This window comes from Mesorhizobium sp. P3_A2, from assembly GCF_056403115.1.
The window spans coordinates 111,633-133,704 of record NZ_JBFUGC010000009.1; the positions used below are offsets into that span (position 1 = coordinate 111,633).

Sequence of the window (22,072 nt, forward strand, 5' to 3'; positions counted from 1 at the left end):
AGTTTTGTCGCGCCGCGCGCGGCGCAGGGAGGATTATCATGAACAGATTTGCAGCCGCCATGCTGGCGGGTGTCGCCATGTCGCTGACGCTGGTGTCGGTCGCGCAGGCGAAGGACAAGGTCATCGGCGTGTCGTGGTCGAACTTCCAGGAAGAGCGCTGGAAGACCGACGAAGCGGCGATGAAGGCGGCGATCGAGGCGGCCGGCGACAAGTACATTTCCGCCGACGCGCAGTCCAATCCCGGCAAGCAGTTGACCGACGTCGAGAGCCTGATCTCGCAGGGCGCCAACTCGCTGATCATCCTGGCGCAGGACGCCTCGGCCATCGGCCCGGCGGTGCAGAAGGCGCTGGACGAAGGCATTCCGGTCGTCGGCTATGACCGTCTGATCGAGAACAAGGACGTCTTCTATCTGACCTTCGACAACAAGGAAGTCGGCCGCATGCAGGCCCGCGAAGTGTTCAAGGCCAAGCCGGAAGGCAACTACGTCTTCATCAAGGGCTCGGGTGCCGATCCGAATGCCGATTTCCTGTTCGCCGGCTCGATGGAAGTGCTGAAAGAGGCCATCGACAGCGGCAAGATCAAGAATGTTGGCGAAGCCTATACGGATGGCTGGCTGCCGGCCAATGCCCAGAAGAACATGGAACAGTTCCTGACCGCGAACGACAACAAGGTCGATGCGGTGGTCGCGGCCAATGACGGCACCGCCGGTGGCGTCGTCGCCGCGCTGACGGCGCAGGGTCTTGCCGGCACGGTTCCGGTATCCGGCCAGGACGGCGACCATGCCGCGCTGAACCGCATCGCGCTCGGCACACAAACCGTGTCCGTGTGGAAGGATGCGCGCGAACTCGGCAAGAACGCCGCCGAGATCGCCTCGCAGCTGGCCGACGGCAAGAAGACGAGCGACATTGCCGGCGCCAAGGACTTCACCACACCTGGCGGCAACACCGTCAAGTCGCTGTTCCTGACCCCGGTCGCGATCACCAAGGACAACCTCAACGTCGTCATCGACGCCGGCTGGATCAAGAAGGACGAAGTCTGCGCCGGCGTCACTGCCGGCAGCGTTGCAGCCTGCAACTAAAACCGGACCGCTATCGGTTCGAAATCTCGGCGCCGCGGCCCAAAAGCCGCGGCGTTTCTCCAAGGGCTTTCCGCTTCAAATGACCACGGAAAGCAAATAGCATCCATGTTCCGGCATCCGCGCCAGACGGCAAACCGGTGGGAGGATAGCATGACCGACACGACCTCTAATCAGCCGGTCGCCAGCACTGCCGCGGACCGGGCGCGCGCATCCGAGCTCAGCGCCGTCGGGCGGTTCCTCAAGGCTACCGAACTCGACACGCGCATGCTCGGCATGGTCGGCGCCCTGCTGGTCATCTGGGTCGGCATACACATCCTGTCGGGCGGGCTTTTCCTGACGCCACGCAATCTGTGGAACCTGTCGGTGCAGACCTCCTCGGTCGCGATCATGGCGACCGGCATGGTGCTGGTCATCGTCATGCGCAACATCGACCTTTCGGTTGGCTCCGTCGAAGGCGTGATCGGTATGGTCATGGGCGTGGCGCAGGCCGAATTCCTCATTCGCGTCATCGGCTTCCAGCTCGGAAATCCCTGGCTCTGGATCATCGCGCTGGCCGCCGGCGTGATGCTTGGTCTGCTGATCGGCGCGTTCCAGGGCTTCATCATCGCCTATATGGAGGTTCCGGCTTTCATCGTGACGCTGGGCGGCCTACTGGTGTGGCGCGGCATGGCGTGGCTGATCACCAGCGGGCGCACGGTCGCGCCGCTCGACGCCACCTTCCAGCTGATGGGTGGCGGACCACGCGGCTCGATCGGCGCTACCGCCAGCTGGATCGTCGGCATCGTCGCCTGTGCGGCGGTTGCCTTCGCGCTGCTCAACGGCCGCTCGCAGCGCAAGCGGTTCAGCTTTCCGCTGCGCCCCGTGTGGGCTGAGATCTTGCTTGGCGTGGTCGCTTGCGCGGCCATCCTCGGCGCCGTCTGGATCGCCAATTCCTATCCATGGCCGATCGGCATCGTGCGCCAGTATGCGCTGCAGAACGGCATCACCCTTCCCGAAGGCGGGCTGTTTATCGCGCATGGCATCGCCATACCGGTGCTGATGGCGGTGGCCACGGGCATCATCATGACCTTCATCACCAAGCGCACGCGTTTCGGCCGCTATGTCTTCGCCATCGGTGGCAATCCGGAAGCAGCAGAACTTGCCGGCATCAACACGCGCTGGGTGACCATGAAGGTGTTCATGATCATGGGGGTGCTGGCGGCGATCAGCGCGGCGATCTCGTCGGCCCGCCTCAACGCGTCGACCAACGCGCTGGGCACGCTGGACGAGCTGCTGGTCATCGCCGCCGCCGTCATCGGCGGCACGTCGCTGGCCGGCGGCGCCGGAACGGTGATGGGCGCCATGCTCGGCGCGCTTCTGATGCAGTCGCTGCAATCCGGCATGGTGCTGCTCGGCATCGACTCGCCGCTGCAGAGCATCGTCGTTGGCGCCGTGCTGGTCATCGCCGTGTGGCTCGACACCGTCTACCGCAAGCGGGTCTAGGGGAGGAACGATCATGGAAAAAACTGCTCCCACGGGCACAGCGCTGATCGACATGCGCAACATCTCGATCGCCTTCGGCGGCATCCGCGCCGTCGACGATGCGTCCATCGATCTTTTCCCGGGCGAGGTCGTGGCGCTGCTCGGCCATAACGGCGCCGGCAAGTCGACCCTGATCAAGATTCTGTCGGGCGCCTACAAGCGCGACGCGGGCCAGATCTTCGTCAACGGCCAGGAGGCTTCGATCTCCAACCCCCGCGACGCCAAGAAATACGGCATCGAAACCATCTATCAGACGCTGGCGCTGGCCGACAATGTCGACGCCGCCGCCAACCTCTTCCTCGGCCGCGAGCTGATGACCGGCTGGGGCACGCTCGACGATGTCGCCATGGAAGCCGAGGCGCGCAAGGTCATGGGCCGGCTCAATCCGCGTTTCCAGCGCTTCAAGGAGCCGGTGATCAAGCTGTCGGGCGGCCAGCGCCAATCGGTGGCGATCGCGCGCGCCATCCTGTTCAACGCCCGCATCCTGATCATGGACGAACCGACGGCGGCCCTTGGTCCGCAGGAAACGGCGCAGGTCGGTGAACTGGTCAAGCAACTCAAGGCCGACGGCATCGGCATCTTCCTGATCAGCCACGACATCCACGACGTGTTCGAGCTTGCCGACCGCGTCTGCGTGATGAAGAACGGCCAGGTCGTAGGCACTGCACGCACCACCGACGTCACCCAGGACGAGGTGCTCGGCATGATCATCCTCGGCAAGTGTCCGCCTGGCGCCATTCCCGGGCCGGGCGCGCTGAAGATCGCCGCCTGAGACAAGCGCCATCATCGGCTGACGGTCATCTTCTCCGATGTGCGATCGATAAGCCGGCTAATATCTGGAACGTGATGTGCCAGCTGTCACGATGGTTTGGCCTCGCCATTGTGTTGGCGCGGTGACATGCCATAAAGGTCCCAGACACATGGGCCGCAGCATCCTTTGAAGAAGTTTTTCCCGATCGTCGCCTTCATTGCCGTCGCGCTGATCAGCATGACGATGGCAGGCTTCGCCTACTTCGCCACCCAGGAGGCGGCACGGATCAAATTCGAGGCGACGGCCGACGATGCGCTCAACCGAATCGAAAGCCGCATCGACCTGCATCTGTCGCTGCTGCGCTCGACGCAGGCGCTGTTCGCCGCCCGCAATGGCGAGATTTCGCGAAGCGAATTCAAGGCTTTCTTCAGCGCGCTCGACCTCGACAGCAATTTCGCCGGCCTGCGCGGCATAGGTTATCTGAGGTTGGCAAAAACCGGCGACGAAGCGGCGGTCGAGCGCGACATGTTGCGCGACCGTGGCGTGCCCCACGCTGTCTATCCGGACACGGCACAGTCCTGGCGCACCCCCGTCGTGCTGTTCGAGCCGCTCGATCCTGCCAACGAGTCGACCATCGGCTACGACATGTTCACCGAACCGGCGCGGCGCCAAGCGATCGAAAAGGCGATGGCCGATGACGCACAGCATGCAAGCGGTCTGGTGCAACTCGGCCAGGGCACGGGCGCGGCACAGACCTTTACCGGCTTCCTGGTCTTCGTCAGGCTCAATGTCGAAACCGCGCCGGATGGCATTAACGCCTCCAGGTCGTCGACATCAGGCTTTCTCTACGCCGCTTTCCGCGCCCGCGACCTGTTCCAGACCGCGCTCAGCCGCACGCCGCTGCTGCCGGTCAACACCGAGGTCTATGACGGCAAGGTCGACGCCGGCAATCTTCTGTTCCAGTCGGAAACGCCGCCGGTTGCGAGCTTCGGCGACAGACTGTTGGTGACGCGCAAGATCATCGTCGCCGGCCGGCCGTGGACGGTGCTGTTTCGGCCGACCAGCGCTTTCTCGCAGCCGTCTTCACGCGCTATTCCGGTGATGCTCGGCCTGTTGGGGTTGCTCCTGGCGGGCGCGATCGCGCTGGTGGCGCGCTACCAGGAGCGTGCCTATGACGCCAAGTCGCTGTTGCACGAGACGACGGAAAAGAGCCTGCTCGAAAAGGATCTGATGCTGCAGGAGATGAAGCATCGGATCAAGAATTCGATTACGCGGGTGCTGGCGATCGCGCGCCAGACAGCAGCGCACGCCACCGACGTAAAGGAGTTCTCCTCTTCCTTCTCGGCCCGCCTGCAGGCAATGGCGGCGTCCCAGGACATGCTGACGCGCTCGCGGTGGCAGAAGGCCGACCTTGGCGATCTCTTGCGGATCGAGCTTGGCCAGGTGTTCGGCAAGGAGCTTCCGGAAGGAATATTGTCAGGCCCTCAGGTGCTGCTCAACGAGACGACAACGCAGGCGCTTGGCCTTACCTTCCACGAACTGGCGACCAATGCGCTGAAATATGGCGAGGCCGGCAATTCGGTTGGCGCGCTGAAGGTCGACTGGTCGTTCCAGGGGCGCGGATCCGACAGGATGCTGGTTCTGAATTGGCGCGAAGCCGGGCAAAAGCAACTCGAAGCGCCGGTCAAGACCGGCTTCGGCACCAAGCTGATCGATCTCAATGTCACGCGCGAATTGCGCGGCACGATCAGCAGGGATTTTCGCGCCGACGGGCTTACGGTGGAAATCAGGATTCCGCCGCCCGACACAGGCAAACAAACGGAGACCGGCTAACCGGTCTCCGTCTCGATTGTTTGACGCTTTTGAAGCGGATCAGCAGCGAGCGGTGTAGAGCCGGCCGCGATTGTCGCGATACTGGCAATAACCATTGCGCAGGTTGCGCACCAGCAGACCGGAACCGGCACCAACGGCTGCGCCGATGAGCGCACCCTTGCCACCGCCAACCAGGCCGCCGACGCCGGCGCCAACCAACGTACCGACACCCACGTCCTGCTCGGTCGTGCTGCAGCCGCTGACGGCGACCACGGCAACCATGGCAATAATCAATTTCCGCATAGAGTCTCTCCTCACTTTCGTCCTCACTTTAATAAGCTTCAGCCGCCATTTAGCATGAAATGACGGCCTTTGCCCGCTCGATCTTATTGTTGGCTAAGATAGTCTTTTTCTGGGCGCGATACATTCGACGCGACCGTGACGTTGGAAATCTGCAAGGATGCGTCGAGCGAACCGTCCGGGCGCACGTTCCAGACGATCTGGTCGTAGTCGTCCTCGAGTGCCGGGTCGACGGCAAGACATTTGGAAACGACGTGCTCAGCCTGGCCTTGCACGTCGCCCATGGCGAAAGGCCGCTCGGCGGTGCATGCGTCCGCAGTCTCGAACACGCTGACCGGCACCGGCAGTTCGCGGCATTCGGTCATGCTGTTTGAACAGCCGATAACCAGAAGCAAAGCGGCGATGTGTTCCACGGCGAAAGATCCTCTCGCCATAAGAACGGTCAACAGTCGTCAAAGTTCCTGTGATGCAAGCCGGAGACGTTAATAATCGGCTCGCCAGGAGCCAGACCAGCCTTCAGCTTAGCCAGATTTGGGAGCAGCGTGAACCCGAAGCGAACGTGGCTCAGCCCAGCTGCGACGCCACGATCAGAACGATGGCGGCGACGAGCGCGACAGCGGCGAAGCGAAGCAAGGGATGCCAGGCGTGCGGCGCCGGCGAGGCGGATGCATCAGGATCCTGAAAGCCGCTCATCGAAACGCGGGCGGCCTGCTCCAGCCTGTTCATATCGGCAACCGTCAAGATCCATTCCTCCCATAGTTGGGTCGCAAGCCAGGGCCGAAGCGTCGGTTGAATCGGTCAAGAGCCGGCAATCTCTGGGAGCCTCAGCATCAGACTTTATGGTGAACAGCCGGTTAAGGGATCCGGCGTTCCGGGCTCTCTGTTTGACGCAATTCGGGACGGAATTGCTCTGAGGCACATCCGGCCGCTCACTCGGTTTCGAAATTGCCGTGCGGAACGAGAAGCCGATATTCGAGGCGGTCGCCGGTGATTTCCAGCGTCGCCGTGCCGTTCAGCGATACCGGCACAACGCGTTCGAGAGCAACGCTGCCGAAGCGTTTCTCGGTGCGCCTGTTGTCATTGGCGACAATGGCCTCGACCCAGGTCAGCGACAAAGCCGGCTTCTCAGCGGCCCCTGTGACGCTCGACAGATTGGCGGTTACCTCGACGAAGCCATCCGGCCGCGCCAAGGCGCCGTAACTGAATGAATTGACCGCGAGCTCGTGCATGGCCAGGCCGATATGAAGAGCGGCGTTGGGATTGAGGTAGGGATTGACGCCATTGAAGCGCAGGCTCTGCGCGGGATCGGCGCCGTAGCGCACGACCTGGCCGCGGACAAGCTCGCGCAGCGCGGCACCTCGCCAGTTCGACGACGTCACCAGATCCTGGGAGGAGGCCAGTGACTGCAACCGGCCGCGAAAGCGCGTCAGGAAATCGTCCGATGTCTCGGAATAGCGGCCAGTCTGGGTGGCAATGCTCTGGATGATGGCCAACAGGTTCTTGGAGCGGTGGCTGACCTCGCGCAGCAGCGTCTTCAACGTCTGTTCGCGGCGTTTCTGCTCGGTTGTCTCGACCATTGTGGTGACAACGCCCTGAACATCGCCACCATCGCCACGATCGGCATCGACCCAGACCTGGAACCAGCGGATGCCTTCGGCCGTGGGAACGTTGAGCTCGAGGTGTTCGGGATTGCCGGAAGCTATGACATGGCGTTTGGCGGCATCGATGTGTTCGGCCTGCGCCGGCGGCAGTATGCCGTTGCTGTCCGCGGTGTCGGAAGCCCATGGCTCGCGCATGTTGCGCGCCCACACGGTCTTCATCTCACGGTCCTGGTACAGAACGGAAATGCCGGCATTGTGCAGAGCGTGGAGCAAGGCACGGCCGAGCTGCATGCCGCTTTCAGCGGGATGCAGGGCGAGGACTTCGTCATTCCGCCCGCTTTCGTCTGTCTCTCCGCTTCTGGAACGCATCAGTCACCTGTCCACCCCTCCAGCTGAAATAAGCCCCAAAACAGGTCCGCCGGACGATGTCCCTTGAAGGACACCGCCCGGCGGTGGCTGGAAACCGTTTGAGGGGTGCGGCTTCCAGTGTTGGCTCGCTACCGGGTCTTACGACGCCCGCCTGAACAGGCCGGCCAGAAGCGAGATGACCAGGAAGGCGAGAAAGATGAAGAACAGGATTTGCGCAATGCCGGCCGACGTGCCGGCGATACCGCCGAAACCAAGCGCGCCGGCGATAATCGCCACGACCAGAAATACGAGCGCCCAGTAGAGCATGATCTGTCTCCTTCCGATGCTGAGATAAAAACGTGGGTGGTAGGTGTTTGTTCCACCATTTGCCGAAAAAGACAGGCTTTGGAAGAGGCCCGGACGCGAATTGATTCAGGCACGCGAGCGCGACCCGCAAGCGCGGCATGGAGCGACCGACAACCGGCGATCACCGGGTGAACGATCGCCAGTGCTTGGCAACGCCGGGATGCGGCGACGTTGGAGATTGTGCTAGAGCCGTTCACCGTTTCACGGAAACGGCGACCGCTCTATCTCTCTGTTTTTTTCGCAATTCCGGACGGAAAACCGCTTCACACTTTTCCTGGAATTGCTTTAGGCGGCGGCCTTGGCTTGCCGGTCAAAGAACAGCGCCTGGCTGATCAGCGCCTTGACCATGTCAGGGTTGAACGGCTTGGTGACGAGGAAAGCGGGTTCGGGCCGCTCGCCGGTCAGCAGACGCTCAGGGAAGGCGGTGATGAAGATCACCGGCACCGAGGTCGACGACAGGATTTCGTTGACGGCATCGATGCCCGAGCTGCCGTCGGCAAGCTGGATGTCGGCCAGCACCATCTTCGGCCTTGTCTTGCCGAACATCGCCACCGCCTCGGCATGGGTCCGGGCGGTGCCGACGACACGGTGGCCGAGGCTCTCGACCATTTCCTCGATGTCCATGGCGATCAGCGGCTCGTCCTCGATGATCAGCACGTCGGTCGCCACCTGGCGGGAGATCTCGTTGCTCGCCTGGGCCAGCAGTTCGGAGAATTCCCTGGCGTCGACATCGAGAATTTCAGCCGCCTCGTCCTCGCTAAAGCCTTCGACGGCGACCAGCAGGAAGGCCTGACGTGGCCGTGGCGCAATGGCGTTCAGATTGGCGGCGGCGCGCTGCTCCCATGCCGATTGCGCATGCTCCTGCGGAACGCGGATGGCAATGGAGGTGAACAATTTTGCGAAAACCTTGTAGATCGCGATGCGATCGTTCGACGCTTCGGGGAAGATGTCGACGTCGGCGATGATGGCTTCGAGCATCGCGGCGACCAGCGCATCGCCACTCTCCTGCGATCCCGAAACGGCGCGCGAGAAGCGGCGCAGGAACGGCAGGTGCGGAGCAATGGTTGCGGAAAGGCTCATGATAGACGTCTCCCTCAGATGACGTAATTGCATAGATTCCAGGTCAAGCTGATTGCAAGCCCCGGCAAACAACGCGGGTTTTATGAAAAAGTTCCGAGGGTTGTGGAACGAATCTCCAAGGACGACGTTTGTGGTGCGATGGGCAACCAGACGAGGGGGCCGCTTTGTGTTGTGTGATAGGGCGGCTAGAGCGCTGGAATTAAGGGCGAAATGAGGACATGAATAAAGAAACACTGGCTGGCGCCGCTGACAGGCGCCGGGCCAATTCCGGTGACCCGCTCGGGGCGAATTCGGAAATCGGCCGCAAACTCAAACAATATTATGACGAGCTGGTCTCCGACAATGTGCCGGATCGCTTCGCCCAGTTGCTCAGGCAACTGGAACAGGCCGAACCCGCACAGAAGAAGGACTGAGGCATGGCAGCTGTCTCACAAGGGTTCAAGACCGATCTGCTCGGCTCGATCCCGAGCCTGCGGGCCTTTGCCGTGTCGCTGACGCAGAATGCCGACAAGGCCGACGATCTGGTGCAAGAGACGCTGGTCAAGGCCTGGGACAAGCATGAGAGCTTCCAGCCGGGCACCAATCTCAAGGCATGGTTGTTCACCATCCTGCGCAACGAGTTCTATTCGCAGATGCGCAAGCGCGGCCGCGAGGTGCAGGACAGCGACGGCATCATGACCGCCAGGCTCGCCGTTCATCCGGCCCAGCACGGCCAGCTCGACCTCAAGGATTTTCGCGGCGCGCTCGAGCAACTGCCCGAGGACCAGCGCGAAGCCATCATCCTCATCGGCGCTTCCGGCTTTTCCTATGAGGAGGCCGCCGAGATTTGCGGCTGCGCGGTCGGAACCATCAAGAGCCGGGTCAGTCGGGCTCGCACGCGGTTGCAGGAGATCCTGAAAATCTCCGGCGAAGACGAATACGGGCCGGATGCCATCTCGTCCCAGGTCACGGGCTCAAACGCCGCCTGAGAGTGGAGGCCGTTTGCGCGCTCGGGCTCTCAAGTACCGATCGAAGGCATTTCAGACTGGCGCGCGGCCGCAGGCCACCGCCAGCGCCTCGACGAGATCGTCTCCCGAATATGGCTTGGTTACCAGTCGCACGCCGGGGAAAGACGCCCTGATCTCGTCCGCGTCCGAATAGCCGGAGGCAAAGACGAAGGGCATGCCCGCATGGCGCAGTTGCGCGGCGAAGTCGAGCGTCGACGTCCCACTCAGCATCAGGTCGACGATAACGCCGTCGAACCTGTCGGCGACCGTCTGCTCGTCGATCTCTGCCAGGTCGCGGGCAATCACCACGTCGCCGGCGCCATGGTCGCGGCAAAGCTGCTCGACATCCATGGCGATCAGGAATTCATCCTCTAGGACAAGAATTCGCAATCCCTCGAGCAATGGCGGCACCTCGCAAATTCTCCTCGTTCCGGCAGCACTTCAAATCAACACCACACTGGATCGCAACAATCCACCAGTGGCTTGCATCCTGAATTCGCTTGCCGGGGCTGCTCCAACGTCAGACGAACTGGATTCGTCTCACTGGAGTGGGGCAAGTCATGATCGGTATTCGACACCCTGTCATTTAAAAAAGACATGCCCCAATCGCCGACGCCGGAACCACAGCCCCTGCAAGCCGTTGCAGTCAGTCTGCCACAAAGGCTTTCGAAAGAGGGATCGAAATGTCTGGCCAGAATGGTCGTTCTTTTTCCAGCCGTCAGTACCCCTGCGAGAATTGCCCGCTTCGGCCATTGCCGGTGTTCCGGGAGTTCGAGAAGCAGGAGCTCGACTTCGTCAGTAAGTTCAAGAAGGGCGAACTGGCCGTCGACAAGGGCGCAACGGTGCTGGTCGAAGGCAGCCACAGCGCTCATCTCTATACGGTGCTTTCGGGCTGGGCCTTCCGCTACAAATTGCTGTCGGACGGCAGGCGCCAGATTCTCAACTATTCGATGCCCGGCGATCTCATCGGCCTGCAAGGCAGCGTGATGGGTGAAATGCAGCACTCGATCGAGGCGCTGTCGCCGATGCTGTTGTGCGTCTTCGAGCGCGAAAACCTTCACGAGCTCTACCGCAACCATCCGGGCCTAGCCTACGACATCACCTGGCTGGCATCGCGCGAGGAGCGCATGCTGGACGAGAATTTGCTCAGCATCGGCAGGCGCACGGCGCTCGAGCGCACCGCCTATCTCATCGCTTTCATCGCCAGCCGCGCGGCGATAGTCGGGCTCAACGGCAAGGCGCCGGTGCAAATCCCGATCACGCAGCAACACGTCGCCGATACGCTCGGCCTGTCTCTGGTCCACACCAACAAGACCATCCGCATGCTGATCGACCGCAAGCTGATTGTCTGGCGCGACGGCGGTTGCGAAGTGGTCGACCGGGAGGCGCTGAAGGACCTCGCACGCTGGGAGGGCTTGAGTGAGGGCCGCCGGCCGCTGATCTGATGCAGCTAATCCAGCAGGGAAACCAGTCCAGCCGGGGCTGGACTCGCAGAGGCAAACACCCTTTCATGGATATGGTCTCCGATTTCGGAACCTTGGAGTGTGTGGGGCGTTTGAAACCAAGCAAACGCAAGGAGTTATGGGAATGGCAACTGCCACAGGAAAAACCGCTGGTGAAACCCAGACGAACGCCGATCTCGAAGCCGATATCCGGCAGTTGAAGGCCGACATCGAAAAGCTGACCAAGCAATTGGCCAAGACCGGCGAGCATGGCTACGGAACGGCACGGCGCGCTGCCGCTGAAGGCGTCGAGCAATTGCGCGCCCAGGGTGAGGCTGCCTTCGACAGCCTGCGCGGCAACGCCAAGGACATCGAAGCCCAGATCACCGCCAATGTGCGCGAAAAGCCGGTGACGTCGCTGGCCATCGCAGCCGGCGTTGGCTTTCTGTTCGCGCTTCTCGCCCGGCGCTAGTTTTCGCTAGAGATGGGGACGCTGGCATCGTTGATTTCGGCTTTGGCCTCGGGTGAAGCCATTGCCGCCATGCGCCGCGCGCGCACGGCGGCAATCGTCTATGGGCTCGCCGCGGTTGCGTCTCTGTGCGGGCTCGGATTTCTCCTGGGGGCGGCCTATATCTGGGCCGCCGACCGCTATGGGTCGATGGCGGCCTGCCTGGGCATCGCGGCCGGCTTCCTGGTGCTTGCCGGGCTCATCCTGCTCATCCATCAACTGGCGGCCGGTACGCGCGCCCGTAGACGTGCGCGAAGGCGCAATGCCGACCTCAAGGCACTCGGCATCGCGGCGGCCCTTGCCGTATTGCCCTCGCTGCTCAAGGGGAAAGGCGGCAAGGAACTTGTCCTTGGACCGATCATCGCGCTGGTGGCCTATGCCATCTACAAGGAAAACGTCAAACCGCGGCCGGGCGATCCGGACGACGAGGCCGAGTAGGCCCGAACTCCCCCGACGCTTCAGCTCGGCAAATCTTCCAGCGGCATCGATATTTCCGCGAACACACCTTCCCGACGGAACTCGTGCACAACCTCGCTGGACAAGACCTTGGCGAGGCTGCGGCGGATCAGGATCGAGCCGAATCCCTGGCGTTCCGGCGGCTGGACCTGCGGCCCACCGCTTTCGCGCCAGGTCAGCACAAGGCGGCGTGCGCCCTTCTTGCCCAGCGCCTTCCAGTCGACGCCGACCTTTCCCGAGCCCACCGACAGCGATCCGTATTGCAGCGCGTTGCTGGCCAGTTCGTGCATGATCAGGCCGAGCCCCACCGCCTGGTCGGGCGAAAGCAGCAGATCCGGGCCGGAAATCGCGATGCGCGGCTGTTCGGTTGAATCGAACGGCTTGACCTCGATCTGCATCAGTTCGCGAATGCCGATGCCGCGCCATTCGCGATCGGACAAGAGGTTATGGGCAGCCCCCAGCGCCTGCAGTCTGGCGCCGAAGGCTTCGAGGAATTCGCTTGGGCGGCGGGCGTGGCGAACGGTCTGCGTTGCCAGCGCCTGCACCGTCGCCAGCGTGTTCTTGACCCGGTGGTTCAGCTCGCGCAGCAACAGCCTTTGCCGCTCCTCACCGAGCTTGCGTTCCGATATGTCGTAGTTGACGCCGAAGATCAGCGTCGGCTTTCCCTCGCCGTCGCGCTCGATGACGCGGCCGCGGGTGGCGATCCAGCGCGGCGGATCGAAGCCTTTGACCCGGTATTCGCCGAAATAATCGTCGCTGCCGGTCAGGGCGTCGCGAAAGCGCGTCTCGGTCTGGTATACGTCGCGCGGGTCGATGGCGCCCAATATGTCGCGCGCCCGCAACCGGTTCGAGCGCGGCAGATTGAACAGTTCCGACAGGCGCACATCGCATTCGATCATGTCGGTGCGGATATCCCAGGCCCAGCTGGCAAGCGAGGCGGCATCGAGCGCGATGGCGCGGCGCTTTTCCTCCTGCGCCAAAGCTGCGGCGGCGATGGCGCCGCTGCGGGTGGCGTTTTTGAGCGTAAACAGGCTGGCGGCGAGACTGGCCAACGCCTTCAGTTGATCGAGTGCGGCACGAGAGGGAAAGTCATGCGGTTCCCGGTCGAGTACGCATACGGTGCCAATGCGCGCACCGGCCACCACCATTGGCGCGCCGACATAGAACCGCAGATGATGCTTACCGGTCACGAGCGGATTGGCGGCGAAGCGGGGATCGATGCTGGCATCGGCCACCACCATAGGCTCGTCGCCGGCGGCAATCGCGTGCGCGCAAAACGAGAAGTCGGTGGCGGTCTCGGTCTCGTCCAGACCGACGCAGGACTTGAACCATTGTCGTTCGGTATCGAGCAATGTGACCAGCGCGATTGGCGCCTGCATCACGGCGGCGGCAAGACCGGTGATGTGATCGAAGTCGGGATCGGAGGCCGTGTCGATCGCGTCGAGCCCGTGCAGCATGGCAAGCCGCTCCGGCGCCGCCACGGCGCGTCGAACGTCGGCCGGCAGACCCTTCTCCACCTTCTTATCCACCAAGTCCCCTCGCTTGCAGGTCCCATCCGCGGTGCCGCGCGTTGTGCGCTGCCGTCGGGACCCGGAACTTTTGTAGCAAGCAATCGTTACCCGACCATGTTTCGCCAGACATGGCTTTGTCCGCCACGCCTGCAGTCGCATGATGGGAACGCCGCCAATGACCAAGATCATCCCTGAGAACAAGGCCCGCCAGGGGCGCTGGGGCTGGCATGGGCTGCGCATCCTGATCGCAGCGCTGCTGTTGGCCTTCATCGCCTGGGGCATCGCCGAAATCTATGGTGAAAAGATCGACAACAGCGCGCCCGCCAGTCAGAGCCAGCCGGCCGGCGGCTAAAGCGCTCGTCGTCTTCGGCGCTCGCATCAGGCGGCCTTTGCCTGCGCAGCGCGCGCCGGCACCAGCACGTTCAAAGCGCCGGGATGGATTTTGAATGTCGTTTCGCGCTCCAGCTTGACCAGTTCGCCGTCGATGACGGCGCCGAACTTCTTGCTTCCCGTGTGGATTTTCACGACTGCCTTGTCGGCCTGATGGATCTCGACATGGTCGCTGTCGCGCCATCTGCCGCGTGCCATGTCGAAGAGGGCCCTGGCCAGTTCGCCGCGCCGCCGTGCCACGGTGACATAGATGCCGAGCACGCCGCCGGCAGGATTGTCGGCATAGGGCAGGTGACCCTCGCCGAACAGGTTGTTGGAGATGCCGATGCCGCTGATGCGGGTCACGATCTCGGCGTCGCCGACCGTCAACGTCACCTTCATGGCGGGCGGATTGTTGATCGTCGTCCACGCGGCCTTTGCCGAAGCACGGATCTTTCCCAGGCGCGAGGCGAACTCCATGGTGTCGCGCAGCCTCACCATCCTGGCGTGCAGGCCGATGGAGAACTGATGCACGAAAGGTCGGCCATTGGCGCTGGCGACGTCGATCGCGATGACCTCGCCGTCGGCAAAGGAAGTCAGGGCTCCGTCGAGGGTCTGCGGAATGCCCAGGCCGCGGGCGAATAGGTTCATGGTCCCGGCCGGCAGGACAGCCAGCGCCTTCTTCGTGTTCATCAGCCGCGCCGCCGCGGCCGAAATGGTGCCGTCGCCGCCACCGGCCAGCACCACATCGATGCCGCGCCGCGAGGCGACCTTGTCGAGCGCCGCGACAATGTCCTTGCCTTCGACGATGTCGATATCGACAGTGTGGCCAGCCGCCTCAAGCGTCTGGCGCATCCGGTCCGAAAAAGCGGAAACATCGGTCGTCCGCAAGGTGCCGCCGTCCCGGTTCAGCACCGCCGCAAATCGCATGCCCGCTCCGTATCCATTTTAGCGGCTGGAATGCCCAGCCGCAGGCTGAAACGGCGAAGCCTTACAAAGGTTCCATCGGCCGGCCGGAAATGTCGGGCGATTCCACGGACTTGCCCGAGGTATCCCGATGCCCCCGTTTTTTCGGAACAAGCGCCTTGTCACGACGTTGTGAACGCATTGGAGGCGCCGCTTTCGGCCTCCCGGTAACGGTCTGCCGGTAGCGGCGCGCACGAGATCACGCAAGAGGAGACTTAATCATGATCCGCACTCTTTTCGCGACGACCGCGCTCGCAACGCTTATCGCAACCGGTGCGTTTGCGCAGTCAACGACCGCCCCGGCGACGACCCCGGCACCGGCTGAAGCCCCCGCCACCATCGCGCCGGCCGCGCAGCGGGCCGAGGGCGCCCTGATGACCAATATTATCGGCGAATCCGTCTACAACGGCACCGCCGATGACGCGCAAAAAATAGGCGACGTCAGCGATGTCGTCTTCGATGAAAATGGCCAGGCGAAATCCGCCATCATCGGCGTCGGCGGCTTTCTCGGCATAGGCAGCAAGAATGTCGCTTTCGACTACGGCAAGCTCAAATGGGTCGAAAAGAATGGCGACCGCTGGCTGGTTGCCGAGACGAGCAAGGAAGCGCTCACTGCGCTGCCGAACTTCGACCGCAAACCTTATGATCCGGCGCCGGCGCCCGCCACTACGGACAGCGCGCAGAATGATCCGCAGAAGCCTGTCGATCTGAACGCCGCGCCGTCAGAGCCGGAGGTGAAACGCGCCGACGGCAATCTCGCCACCAACATCATCGGCGAGAGCGTCTATAACGGCACCGCCGACGATGCCCAGAATATCGGCGACGTCAACGACATCGTACTGACCAAGGAGGGCAAGGCGCAATCACTGGTGATTGGCGTCGGTGGCTTCCTCGGCCTGGGCGAAAAGAATGTCACCTACGATTTCGCCAAGGCCGAGTGGGCGCAGAAGAACGGCGATCGCTGGCTGGTGGCGCACACCACGAAGGAGGAACTGCAGGCACAGCCTGATTTCGACCGCAAGGTCTATGATCCGGTGCCGGTGACGACGATGTCCGACGCCGGGACGCCCGCCGCCCCTGCAGCCACCGCTCCGGCTGACACGGCTGCGCCGATGGACAAGACGGCCGAGGCTCCGGCGGCCGAGTCGCCTGATGTGAAGGCCACGGACCCGACCCAGACGGCAGCGATCGACAAATCGACGCTGACCGAAATGCCGGTCGGTGAAATAAGGGGCGACGATCTGAAAGGCACGACCGTCTATGGCGCCAACGACGCCAAAGTCGGCGAGATCGGCGACGTCGTGCTGGCACCCGACAGCAAGCCGGATGCGGTGATTGTCGATGTCGGCGGGTTCCTCGGCATCGGCGCCAAGGAGGTTGCGGTCGGCATGGACAAGCTCAAATTCATGACCGACAAGGACGGCAAGAAGTATCTCTACACCAACTTCACCAAGGAGCAGCTGCAGGCGCAGGCTGCCTACGACAAGGGCAGCTATGCGGAGAAGCGCGATCAGCAGCGGATGATGATGCAGTAAAGGAAAGGAGTAGGGCAGTAAGGCAATAGGGATAAAAATTAGGGAGCGCGGCAGCACCGCCTATCCCATAATTTCCTACTGCCCTACTGCCCTACTGCCCTACCCACATATCCAGCCACCCCATCCTCGGTCAGCTCCGCCAGCGCCAGCGACTGGTCGAGATGTTCGGCGCGCCAGGCAAGCAGACGCTCGGCAAATTCAAGCCGCACGCTGAGATAGGTCGGGTCGGTGGCGACATTGGCCAGCTCGCCCGGATCCTTTTTCAGATCGAACAGTAAGGGCGGCAAACCACCACCGAAATGCACATATTTGAAGTCTTCCGTGCGGATGACGGCGAGGTTGCACTGGCGCGAGCCGATGCCGAAATGCCGTTCTGCTTCACCCTCGGCAATCGAGCGGAAATCGAACTCCCAATGCGCCGCGTCACGCCAATGCTTGGGCGGCTGACCTTCCAGGAACGGTTTCAGCGAGCGGCCGTCGAGATGCGGCTGGGCGTCGGCATCCAGCAGATCGAGCAAGGTCGGGAAGATGTCGACGGCCTCGGTGAAGCGATCGACGGTCGAGCCCGCCGCCTTGCCGCGGCGCGGGTCGCGGACGATCAGCGGGATGTGATAGCTGCCGTCAAAGAAACCGCCTTTGCCGAGCATGAAATGGTCGCCCATCATCTCTGCGTGGTCCGATGTCAGGATGACGATCGTGTCGTCCCAGGCTCCCGCCGCCTTGATCGCCTGCCAGATGCGGCCAAGCTGCGCGTCGACCTCCGAGATCATGCCGTAATAGATCGCGCGGATGGCACCGATGTTGTCGTCCCCCCAGTCGCGCACCTTGCCGTCCGTGCCGGGGCGGAAGTTCTTACGCTTTTGCCGGCCGAGATCGTAGGCCAGATAGGGATGGCTTTCCGCCTCCGCCTGCCAGCTTTCGCCACGAGGGAAGGCCGGGCCGTCCGTGGGATCATACAGCGTGTTGTAAGGTGCCGGCACGATGAAAGGCGGATGTGGGCTGATGAAGGACACATGCGCGAACCAGGGCGCATCCTGTTCGCCCAGCCAGCGGATGAATTCGCCGGCGAGGAAAGCCGTCGGCGTCTCGTCCCTGGAATAGACCGGCGGCGCATTGGTCACGGCGTTGCCGGCTTCCTCGCCCACGGGGCGGTGAATGCCGGGAGAGCCGGCCCTGGTGTCGAGCCCGCGCGCCTTCAGCCATGACAGCCACGGTTTCTGATGCTCGGGCAGGAACTGGCGCACGCTGAAGCCGGGCAGCACGCCCTCATAGGTTTTCAGCCTGGGATCGCCCGGCGCCAACGTGCGCGGATCGGACGAGACGTCGGTGTAGCCGAACAGCGTCGGATCGTAGCCGAGGGCGCGGCCCGAAAGCGCGATATTGCCGTGACGGGCGTCGAGTGGCGTGCCATTGCGGCAGACGCGGTTGTTCATCTGGTAGAGGCCGGTGTAGAGACAGGCGCGAGCCGGAGAGCAGGGCGCCGCGCCGCCGTAATGTCGCTTGAAAAGGACGCCCTCGGCGGCCAGCGCATCGGCGTTCGGTGTCCTCACCGTGGAATGGCCGGCAGCCGACAGGCAGTCGCCGCGCCACTGGTCGCAGGAGATCAATAGGATGTTCGGACGTCTGCTTTTCGCGGCCAATGGCTGTATCCTGTCACGTCGGGAAGACGTTCAATGAACCGGATTCTGGCGGCGGCGCAAGGCCGTCAGCTTTACTGAAATGGTGAACGTAATTTTTCTACTGTTCACGATTGGGATACAGTCCATTCTGAGTTTGCCGCCTTTGCCGTTGCCGGGCGGCCCCTCATATAGGCGTGGACAGCGGCGAGGGCCGCACAAACACCAAGGAAGGAGCAAGAGAATGCTCGACCAGATCAAGGGCTTGCATCACGTCACGTCAATGGCCGGCGATGCGCGCCAGAACAATGATTTCTTTACACACAAGCTCGGTCTGCGCCGGGTCAAGAAGACCGTCAACTTCGACGCGCCCGATGTCTATCACCTCTACTATGGCGACGAGCACGGCACGCCGGGCTCGGTGATGACCTATTTTCCGTTTCCAGACATTGCCAGGGGCCGGCACGGCGTCGGCGAGGTCGGCACCACAGCCTATTCGGTGCCGGCGGGTACACTCGGCTATTGGGAAAAGCGCTTCGCCGATGAGGGCGTTGCGGGTGTTTCCCGTGCAGAGACGTTCGGCGAAAAGCGACTCACTTTTGCTGGCCCCGACGGCGACGGCTTCGCGCTGGTCGAAGACAAGGCGGACAGCCGTGCGCCATGGCTGAAGGGCGGTGTTCCCGCCGACGAGGCGATCCGCGGCTTTCACTCGGTGTCGCTGCGCCTCAAGGATGGTGGTGCCACCGAGGAGCTGTTGAAGTTCATGGGTTACGAGCAAGTCGACAAATCCGGCAATGTCAGCCGGCTCGCGATCAAGAATGGCAACGGCGCCGATGTCGTCGACATCGAATCGCTGCCGACGGCTGGCTTTGCCAATCTCGGCGCCGGCTCGGTGCATCATGTCGCCTTCGCGGTGGAGAACCGTGCCAAGCAGCTCGAAGTGCGCAAGGCGCTGATCGATACGGGCTACGGCGTGACACCGGTGATCGACCGCGACTATTTCTGGGCGATCTACTTCCGCACGCCGGGCGGCGTGCTGTTCGAAGTCGCCACCAATGAGCCGGGATTCGACCGCGACGAGGACACCGCCCATCTCGGCGAGGCGCTGAAGCTGCCGACGCAGCACCAGCATCTCAGGCCCTATCTCGAAGAACATCTGCAGAAGCTGGAAGGCTAAGACAATGAGCAAGGACGCTTACATCCATAAGGCGCTGCCGGGTTCGCCCGGCGGCCCGCTGCTCTTCGTCTTCCACGGCACCGGAGCCGACGAAAGCCAGCTGCTGTCGCTGGGGCGCGACCTCGCGCCTCAGGCGACCATCGTGTCGCCGCGCGGCGATGTCTCTGAATATGGTGCTGCCCGCTTCTTCCGCCGCGCCGGCGAGGGTGTCTACGACATGGACGACCTTGGCCGGGCGACCGCAAAGATGACCGGCTTCATCAAGGCGCAGATCGCGGCGGCAAAGCCGTCTTCGGTGCTCGGCCTGGGCTATTCCAACGGCGCCAACATCCTGGCTTCCGTCATGTTCGCTGCACCTGATCTGTTCGATGCGGCCGTGCTGATGCATCCGCTGATCCCATTCGAACCTGAGGTGAAAGGCAGCCTTGCCGGCCGTCGTATTCTGGTGACCGCCGGCAAGCGCGACCCGATCTGCCCGCCCAATCTGACGTCGCGGCTGGAAGCCTATTTGCGCGCCGATGGCGCCGATGTCACAGTGGAATGGCACGGTGGCGGCCACGAGGTGCAGCCAAACGAGATCGAAGCGGCAAGGCGGCTTTTTGCTGCCGAGCCGGTTGAAGGAGCAAGCAATGCCTGACCAATCGCCTGAAATCGAACTGGAGGACCGCGGCTCGAAGGGCCGCTATGTCCTGCGCGGACCGGGCGGCGCCGAGGCGGAGATGACCTTCACCAAGATCGGCGAGCACCAGATCATCATCGACCACACCGAAGTGCCGGACGTGTTTCGCGGCCAGGGTGCCGGGCTTCGGCTCGTCACCCGCGCCGTCGAGGATGCGCGCGCAGCGGACAAGAAGATCATCCCGCTCTGCCCCTTCGCCAATGCCCAGTTCCGCCGCCATCCGGAATGGGCCGATGTGCTGAAGCAATAGGGTGAGCCGCCGGTTCGCGAAGCGAATTCATCGTGCCGGTGGCACGATGAAAGGCCGGCGAACGCCCGGACGCTGCGAAGCAGCGGGACCCGGCAGGTGGATCGGAGCCGCTCAGCCACAAGAGCGAACACGTCTCTGGCATTTGCGCAGTTCAGCCTTCTTGCCTAAGTACACAGTTCGCTGCGGTTCGTCCGCTCCTGCCAACTGACCGAATGGCTTCCTGATGACCGAATCCGATCTCGTCCCCGTCTTCGACGGCCACAACGACACGCTGCTGCGACTGTACCAGTCGAAGGACACCGACGTCGAAAAGCTGTTCATCGAGGGGACGCAGGGCGGCCATATCGATCTGCCGCGCGCCAAGAAGGGTGGCTTTGCCGGCGGCATGTTTGCGATCTTCCCGCCGCCGGTCGAGAAGGCCAAGCGCTCAGCGGTGCCACCGGCGCCGAGCGACAACGAGCCGTTGCCGCCGGAATTGCCGCGCGCTGACGCGTTGAGGTCCACCATTGGCATGGCTTCGATCCTGTTTCGGCTGGAGCGGGCGGGAGCGCTGACCGTCTGCCGCAGCGCCGGTGACATTCGCGCGGCGATGGCGAAAGAATCGATCGCGGCGGTGTTCCACATCGAAGGCGTCGAGGCGATAGACCCCGAGCTCACGCTGCTCGATGTGCTCCATGAAGCCGGCCTGCGCTCGCTCGGCATCGTCTGGAGCCGTCCCAACGCCTTCGGCCATGGCGTGCCGTTCCGCTTTCCCTCATCGCCCGACACCGGTCCGGGACTGACCGATGCCGGCAAGGCGCTGGTCAAGGCCTGCAATCAGCTGAAGATCATGATCGACCTGTCGCATCTCAACGAAAAAGGCTTTCGCGATGTCGCCGCGCTCAGCGACGCACCGCTGGTCGCTACCCATTCGAACGTGCATGCGCTGTGCACCCATTCGCGCAATCTGACCGACTGGCAGCTCGGCGCCATCCGCGAGACCGGCGGCATGGTCGGGTTGAATTTTGCCACCGGCTTCCTGCGCGAGGACGGGCGGATGAATTCCGACACCAGCCTCGACATCATGGTGCGCCATGTCGATTCGCTGCTGCAGGCGCTGGGCGAGGACGGGGTCGGTCTCGGCTCGGATTTCGACGGCGCCATGATCCCGGCGGTCATCGGCGACGTCGCAGGCCTGCCGAAGCTGATCGATGCGCTCGCCGCGCGCGGTTTCGGCCGCGCGCTGATCGAGAAGATCGCCTATCGGAACTGGCTGAGCGTGCTGGAAAGAACCATAGGGTGAAGTGGGTGCGCCATGCTCACATATGTCTACTTCGGAACAAATGACCTGAAGCGGGCCACAGTGTTCTATGATGCCGCGCTAGTGCCGCTAGGCATGGAACGCTGCATCACCGGCGATCCCGACTGGGACAGCACTTCCGCTGGATGGGGCACCTACGAGGACGGCGGTGTGCGCGAACTGGCGTTCTGGATTGGAAAGCCATTCGACCAACAGGCAGCGACAACAGGAAATGGCAGCATGGTCGCGTTCAGAGCGCGATCATGGAAACAGGTCGACGACTTTTATGTTGCGGCCATCGCCAATGGAGGACGCTGCGAAGGTCCCCCGGGCCTACGATTGCACTACAGTCCGGACTTCTATGCAGCGTATGTGCGCGATCCAGACGGCAACAAGCTCGCCGCAGTCTGTCGCGGCGTGCGGGCGCCCTGATGCGCGGT

General features: G+C 62.9%; 26 protein-coding genes. 16 read left to right on the forward strand and 10 right to left on the reverse strand.

Going from position 1 to position 22,072, the window contains the following annotated elements:
* Positions 1–38 precede the first annotated feature (38 nt).
* The 4 genes from xylF to AC1DXM_RS21120 all read left to right on the forward strand — a co-directional run bounded on the left by xylF (position 39) and on the right by AC1DXM_RS21120 (position 5,184).
* On the forward strand, positions 39–1,079 hold the full coding sequence (gene xylF / locus AC1DXM_RS21105; RefSeq protein ID WP_477235814.1) for a D-xylose ABC transporter substrate-binding protein: 1,041 nt from the start codon (positions 39–41) through the stop codon (positions 1,077–1,079).
* A gap of 150 nt (positions 1,080–1,229) precedes the next feature.
* Positions 1,230–2,561 (forward strand): sugar ABC transporter permease, encoded by a 1,332-nt coding sequence (locus AC1DXM_RS21110; RefSeq protein WP_477235816.1) that lies wholly within the window; start codon positions 1,230–1,232, stop codon positions 2,559–2,561.
* Positions 2,562–2,574: 13 nt separating this feature from the next.
* On the forward strand, positions 2,575–3,372 hold the full coding sequence (locus tag AC1DXM_RS21115) for an ATP-binding cassette domain-containing protein (RefSeq protein WP_352557734.1): 798 nt from the start codon (positions 2,575–2,577) through the stop codon (positions 3,370–3,372).
* Between the two features lie 165 nt (positions 3,373–3,537).
* Complete coding sequence (locus AC1DXM_RS21120) at positions 3,538–5,184, forward strand: CHASE domain-containing protein (RefSeq protein WP_477235818.1); 1,647 nt, start codon at positions 3,538–3,540, stop codon at positions 5,182–5,184.
* Positions 5,185–5,223: 39 nt separating this feature from the next.
* Here the strand turns inward: AC1DXM_RS21120 and AC1DXM_RS21125 are convergent, their stop codons facing one another.
* The 6 genes from AC1DXM_RS21125 to AC1DXM_RS21150 form a co-directional block, all read right to left on the reverse strand.
* Positions 5,224–5,466 carry a YMGG-like glycine zipper-containing protein gene (locus AC1DXM_RS21125; protein ID WP_112559509.1) on the reverse strand — a complete coding sequence of 81 codons (243 nt, stop codon included), beginning with the start codon at positions 5,464–5,466 and terminating at the stop codon, positions 5,224–5,226.
* 83 nt (positions 5,467–5,549) lie between these two features.
* Positions 5,550–5,876 (reverse strand): hypothetical protein, encoded by a 327-nt coding sequence (locus AC1DXM_RS21130; protein WP_477235820.1) that lies wholly within the window; start codon positions 5,874–5,876, stop codon positions 5,550–5,552.
* A gap of 151 nt (positions 5,877–6,027) precedes the next feature.
* Complete coding sequence (locus AC1DXM_RS21135; protein WP_477235822.1) at positions 6,028–6,204, reverse strand: hypothetical protein; 177 nt, start codon at positions 6,202–6,204, stop codon at positions 6,028–6,030.
* A 188-nt stretch (positions 6,205–6,392) separates the two neighbouring features.
* Positions 6,393–7,433, reverse strand: a complete 1,041-nt coding sequence (locus AC1DXM_RS21140; protein WP_477235824.1) for a sensor histidine kinase — start codon at positions 7,431–7,433, stop codon at positions 6,393–6,395.
* Between the two features lie 138 nt (positions 7,434–7,571).
* Complete coding sequence (locus AC1DXM_RS21145) at positions 7,572–7,739, reverse strand: DUF1328 domain-containing protein (protein WP_023670098.1); 168 nt, start codon at positions 7,737–7,739, stop codon at positions 7,572–7,574.
* 324 nt (positions 7,740–8,063) lie between these two features.
* Positions 8,064–8,858 (reverse strand): response regulator, encoded by a 795-nt coding sequence (locus tag AC1DXM_RS21150; RefSeq protein ID WP_192259355.1) that lies wholly within the window; start codon positions 8,856–8,858, stop codon positions 8,064–8,066.
* Between the two features lie 218 nt (positions 8,859–9,076).
* Between AC1DXM_RS21150 and AC1DXM_RS21155 the strand changes: the two genes are divergently transcribed.
* Together AC1DXM_RS21155 and AC1DXM_RS21160 are read left to right on the forward strand one after the other, a co-directional pair.
* Positions 9,077–9,271, forward strand: a complete 195-nt coding sequence (locus AC1DXM_RS21155) for a NepR family anti-sigma factor (RefSeq protein ID WP_142866552.1) — start codon at positions 9,077–9,079, stop codon at positions 9,269–9,271.
* Between the two features lie 3 nt (positions 9,272–9,274).
* The gene (locus AC1DXM_RS21160; protein ID WP_023670095.1) at positions 9,275–9,826 is read left to right on the forward strand and encodes a sigma-70 family RNA polymerase sigma factor; all 552 of its coding nucleotides are present in this window, start codon (positions 9,275–9,277) and stop codon (positions 9,824–9,826) included.
* Positions 9,827–9,877: 51 nt separating this feature from the next.
* Here AC1DXM_RS21160 and AC1DXM_RS21165 read toward each other — a convergent pair whose 3' ends face one another.
* The gene (locus tag AC1DXM_RS21165) at positions 9,878–10,255 is read right to left on the reverse strand and encodes a response regulator (RefSeq protein WP_477235828.1); all 378 of its coding nucleotides are present in this window, start codon (positions 10,253–10,255) and stop codon (positions 9,878–9,880) included.
* 272 nt (positions 10,256–10,527) lie between these two features.
* Here AC1DXM_RS21165 and AC1DXM_RS21170 point away from each other — a divergent pair, with 272 nt between their 5' ends.
* The 3 genes from AC1DXM_RS21170 (at position 10,528) to AC1DXM_RS21180 (ending at position 12,232) form a co-directional block, all read left to right on the forward strand.
* A complete protein-coding gene (locus tag AC1DXM_RS21170) occupies positions 10,528–11,289 on the forward strand; it encodes a Crp/Fnr family transcriptional regulator (protein WP_477235830.1) in 762 nt (253 codons plus the stop codon).
* 142 nt (positions 11,290–11,431) lie between these two features.
* On the forward strand, positions 11,432–11,758 hold the full coding sequence (locus tag AC1DXM_RS21175) for an ElaB/YgaM/YqjD family protein (protein WP_142866548.1): 327 nt from the start codon (positions 11,432–11,434) through the stop codon (positions 11,756–11,758).
* Positions 11,759–11,770: 12 nt separating this feature from the next.
* Entirely contained in the window at positions 11,771–12,232 is a 462-nt protein-coding gene (locus AC1DXM_RS21180) for a hypothetical protein (protein WP_477235833.1), read from the forward strand.
* Positions 12,233–12,252: 20 nt separating this feature from the next.
* Here AC1DXM_RS21180 and AC1DXM_RS21185 read toward each other — a convergent pair whose 3' ends face one another.
* A complete protein-coding gene (locus AC1DXM_RS21185; protein ID WP_477235835.1) occupies positions 12,253–13,779 on the reverse strand; it encodes a sensor histidine kinase in 1,527 nt (508 codons plus the stop codon).
* 157 nt (positions 13,780–13,936) lie between these two features.
* Between AC1DXM_RS21185 and AC1DXM_RS21190 the strand changes: the two genes are divergently transcribed.
* The gene (locus AC1DXM_RS21190) at positions 13,937–14,113 is read left to right on the forward strand and encodes a hypothetical protein (protein ID WP_477235837.1); all 177 of its coding nucleotides are present in this window, start codon (positions 13,937–13,939) and stop codon (positions 14,111–14,113) included.
* A 26-nt stretch (positions 14,114–14,139) separates the two neighbouring features.
* Here the strand turns inward: AC1DXM_RS21190 and AC1DXM_RS21195 are convergent, their stop codons facing one another.
* Entirely contained in the window at positions 14,140–15,060 is a 921-nt protein-coding gene (locus AC1DXM_RS21195) for a diacylglycerol/lipid kinase family protein (protein WP_477235838.1), read from the reverse strand.
* 257 nt (positions 15,061–15,317) lie between these two features.
* On the opposite strand from AC1DXM_RS21195, the gene AC1DXM_RS21200 reads away from it, so the two are divergent.
* Complete coding sequence (locus AC1DXM_RS21200) at positions 15,318–16,631, forward strand: PRC-barrel domain-containing protein (protein ID WP_477235840.1); 1,314 nt, start codon at positions 15,318–15,320, stop codon at positions 16,629–16,631.
* A gap of 83 nt (positions 16,632–16,714) precedes the next feature.
* Here the strand turns inward: AC1DXM_RS21200 and AC1DXM_RS21205 are convergent, their stop codons facing one another.
* Complete coding sequence (locus tag AC1DXM_RS21205) at positions 16,715–18,271, reverse strand: alkaline phosphatase family protein (protein WP_477235842.1); 1,557 nt, start codon at positions 18,269–18,271, stop codon at positions 16,715–16,717.
* A 220-nt stretch (positions 18,272–18,491) separates the two neighbouring features.
* On the opposite strand from AC1DXM_RS21205, the gene AC1DXM_RS21210 reads away from it, so the two are divergent.
* The 5 genes from AC1DXM_RS21210 to AC1DXM_RS21230 all read left to right on the forward strand — a co-directional run bounded on the left by AC1DXM_RS21210 (position 18,492) and on the right by AC1DXM_RS21230 (position 22,064).
* Positions 18,492–19,424 carry a VOC family protein gene (locus AC1DXM_RS21210; RefSeq protein WP_477235844.1) on the forward strand — a complete coding sequence of 311 codons (933 nt, stop codon included), beginning with the start codon at positions 18,492–18,494 and terminating at the stop codon, positions 19,422–19,424.
* 4 nt (positions 19,425–19,428) lie between these two features.
* Entirely contained in the window at positions 19,429–20,061 is a 633-nt protein-coding gene (locus tag AC1DXM_RS21215) for an alpha/beta hydrolase (RefSeq protein ID WP_477235846.1), read from the forward strand.
* The gene (locus AC1DXM_RS21220; RefSeq protein WP_477235848.1) at positions 20,054–20,353 is read left to right on the forward strand and encodes a GNAT family N-acetyltransferase; all 300 of its coding nucleotides are present in this window, start codon (positions 20,054–20,056) and stop codon (positions 20,351–20,353) included. The genes AC1DXM_RS21215 and AC1DXM_RS21220 overlap by 8 nt, the downstream gene beginning before the upstream one ends.
* Positions 20,354–20,576: 223 nt before the next feature.
* Positions 20,577–21,635 carry a dipeptidase gene (locus tag AC1DXM_RS21225; protein WP_477235850.1) on the forward strand — a complete coding sequence of 353 codons (1,059 nt, stop codon included), beginning with the start codon at positions 20,577–20,579 and terminating at the stop codon, positions 21,633–21,635.
* Positions 21,636–21,647: 12 nt separating this feature from the next.
* Positions 21,648–22,064, forward strand: coding sequence for a VOC family protein (locus AC1DXM_RS21230; RefSeq protein ID WP_477235852.1), 417 nt, complete (start codon positions 21,648–21,650; stop codon positions 22,062–22,064).
* Positions 22,065–22,072: the final 8 nt, after the last annotated feature.

Coding starts and splice junctions, on each gene's coding strand:
- xylF (WP_477235814.1), top strand. CDS start 39: ATGAACAGATTTGCAGCCGCCATGCTGGCGGGTGTCGCCATGTCGCTG.
- AC1DXM_RS21110 (WP_477235816.1), top strand. CDS start 1,230: ATGACCGACACGACCTCTAATCAGCCGGTCGCCAGCACTGCCGCGGAC.
- AC1DXM_RS21115 (WP_352557734.1), top strand. CDS start 2,575: ATGGAAAAAACTGCTCCCACGGGCACAGCGCTGATCGACATGCGCAAC.
- AC1DXM_RS21125 (WP_112559509.1), bottom strand. CDS start 5,466: ATGCGGAAATTGATTATTGCCATGGTTGCCGTGGTCGCCGTCAGCGGC.
- AC1DXM_RS21140 (WP_477235824.1), bottom strand. CDS start 7,433: ATGCGTTCCAGAAGCGGAGAGACAGACGAAAGCGGGCGGAATGACGAA.
- AC1DXM_RS21145 (WP_023670098.1), bottom strand. CDS start 7,739: ATGCTCTACTGGGCGCTCGTATTTCTGGTCGTGGCGATTATCGCCGGC.
- AC1DXM_RS21150 (WP_192259355.1), bottom strand. CDS start 8,858: ATGAGCCTTTCCGCAACCATTGCTCCGCACCTGCCGTTCCTGCGCCGC.
- AC1DXM_RS21155 (WP_142866552.1), top strand. CDS start 9,077: ATGAATAAAGAAACACTGGCTGGCGCCGCTGACAGGCGCCGGGCCAAT.
- AC1DXM_RS21160 (WP_023670095.1), top strand. CDS start 9,275: ATGGCAGCTGTCTCACAAGGGTTCAAGACCGATCTGCTCGGCTCGATC.
- AC1DXM_RS21170 (WP_477235830.1), top strand. CDS start 10,528: ATGTCTGGCCAGAATGGTCGTTCTTTTTCCAGCCGTCAGTACCCCTGC.
- AC1DXM_RS21175 (WP_142866548.1), top strand. CDS start 11,432: ATGGCAACTGCCACAGGAAAAACCGCTGGTGAAACCCAGACGAACGCC.
- AC1DXM_RS21180 (WP_477235833.1), top strand. CDS start 11,771: ATGGGGACGCTGGCATCGTTGATTTCGGCTTTGGCCTCGGGTGAAGCC.
- AC1DXM_RS21190 (WP_477235837.1), top strand. CDS start 13,937: ATGACCAAGATCATCCCTGAGAACAAGGCCCGCCAGGGGCGCTGGGGC.
- AC1DXM_RS21195 (WP_477235838.1), bottom strand. CDS start 15,060: ATGCGATTTGCGGCGGTGCTGAACCGGGACGGCGGCACCTTGCGGACG.
- AC1DXM_RS21200 (WP_477235840.1), top strand. CDS start 15,318: ATGATCCGCACTCTTTTCGCGACGACCGCGCTCGCAACGCTTATCGCA.
- AC1DXM_RS21210 (WP_477235844.1), top strand. CDS start 18,492: ATGCTCGACCAGATCAAGGGCTTGCATCACGTCACGTCAATGGCCGGC.
- AC1DXM_RS21215 (WP_477235846.1), top strand. CDS start 19,429: ATGAGCAAGGACGCTTACATCCATAAGGCGCTGCCGGGTTCGCCCGGC.
- AC1DXM_RS21220 (WP_477235848.1), top strand. CDS start 20,054: ATGCCTGACCAATCGCCTGAAATCGAACTGGAGGACCGCGGCTCGAAG.
- AC1DXM_RS21225 (WP_477235850.1), top strand. CDS start 20,577: ATGACCGAATCCGATCTCGTCCCCGTCTTCGACGGCCACAACGACACG.
- AC1DXM_RS21230 (WP_477235852.1), top strand. CDS start 21,648: ATGCTCACATATGTCTACTTCGGAACAAATGACCTGAAGCGGGCCACA.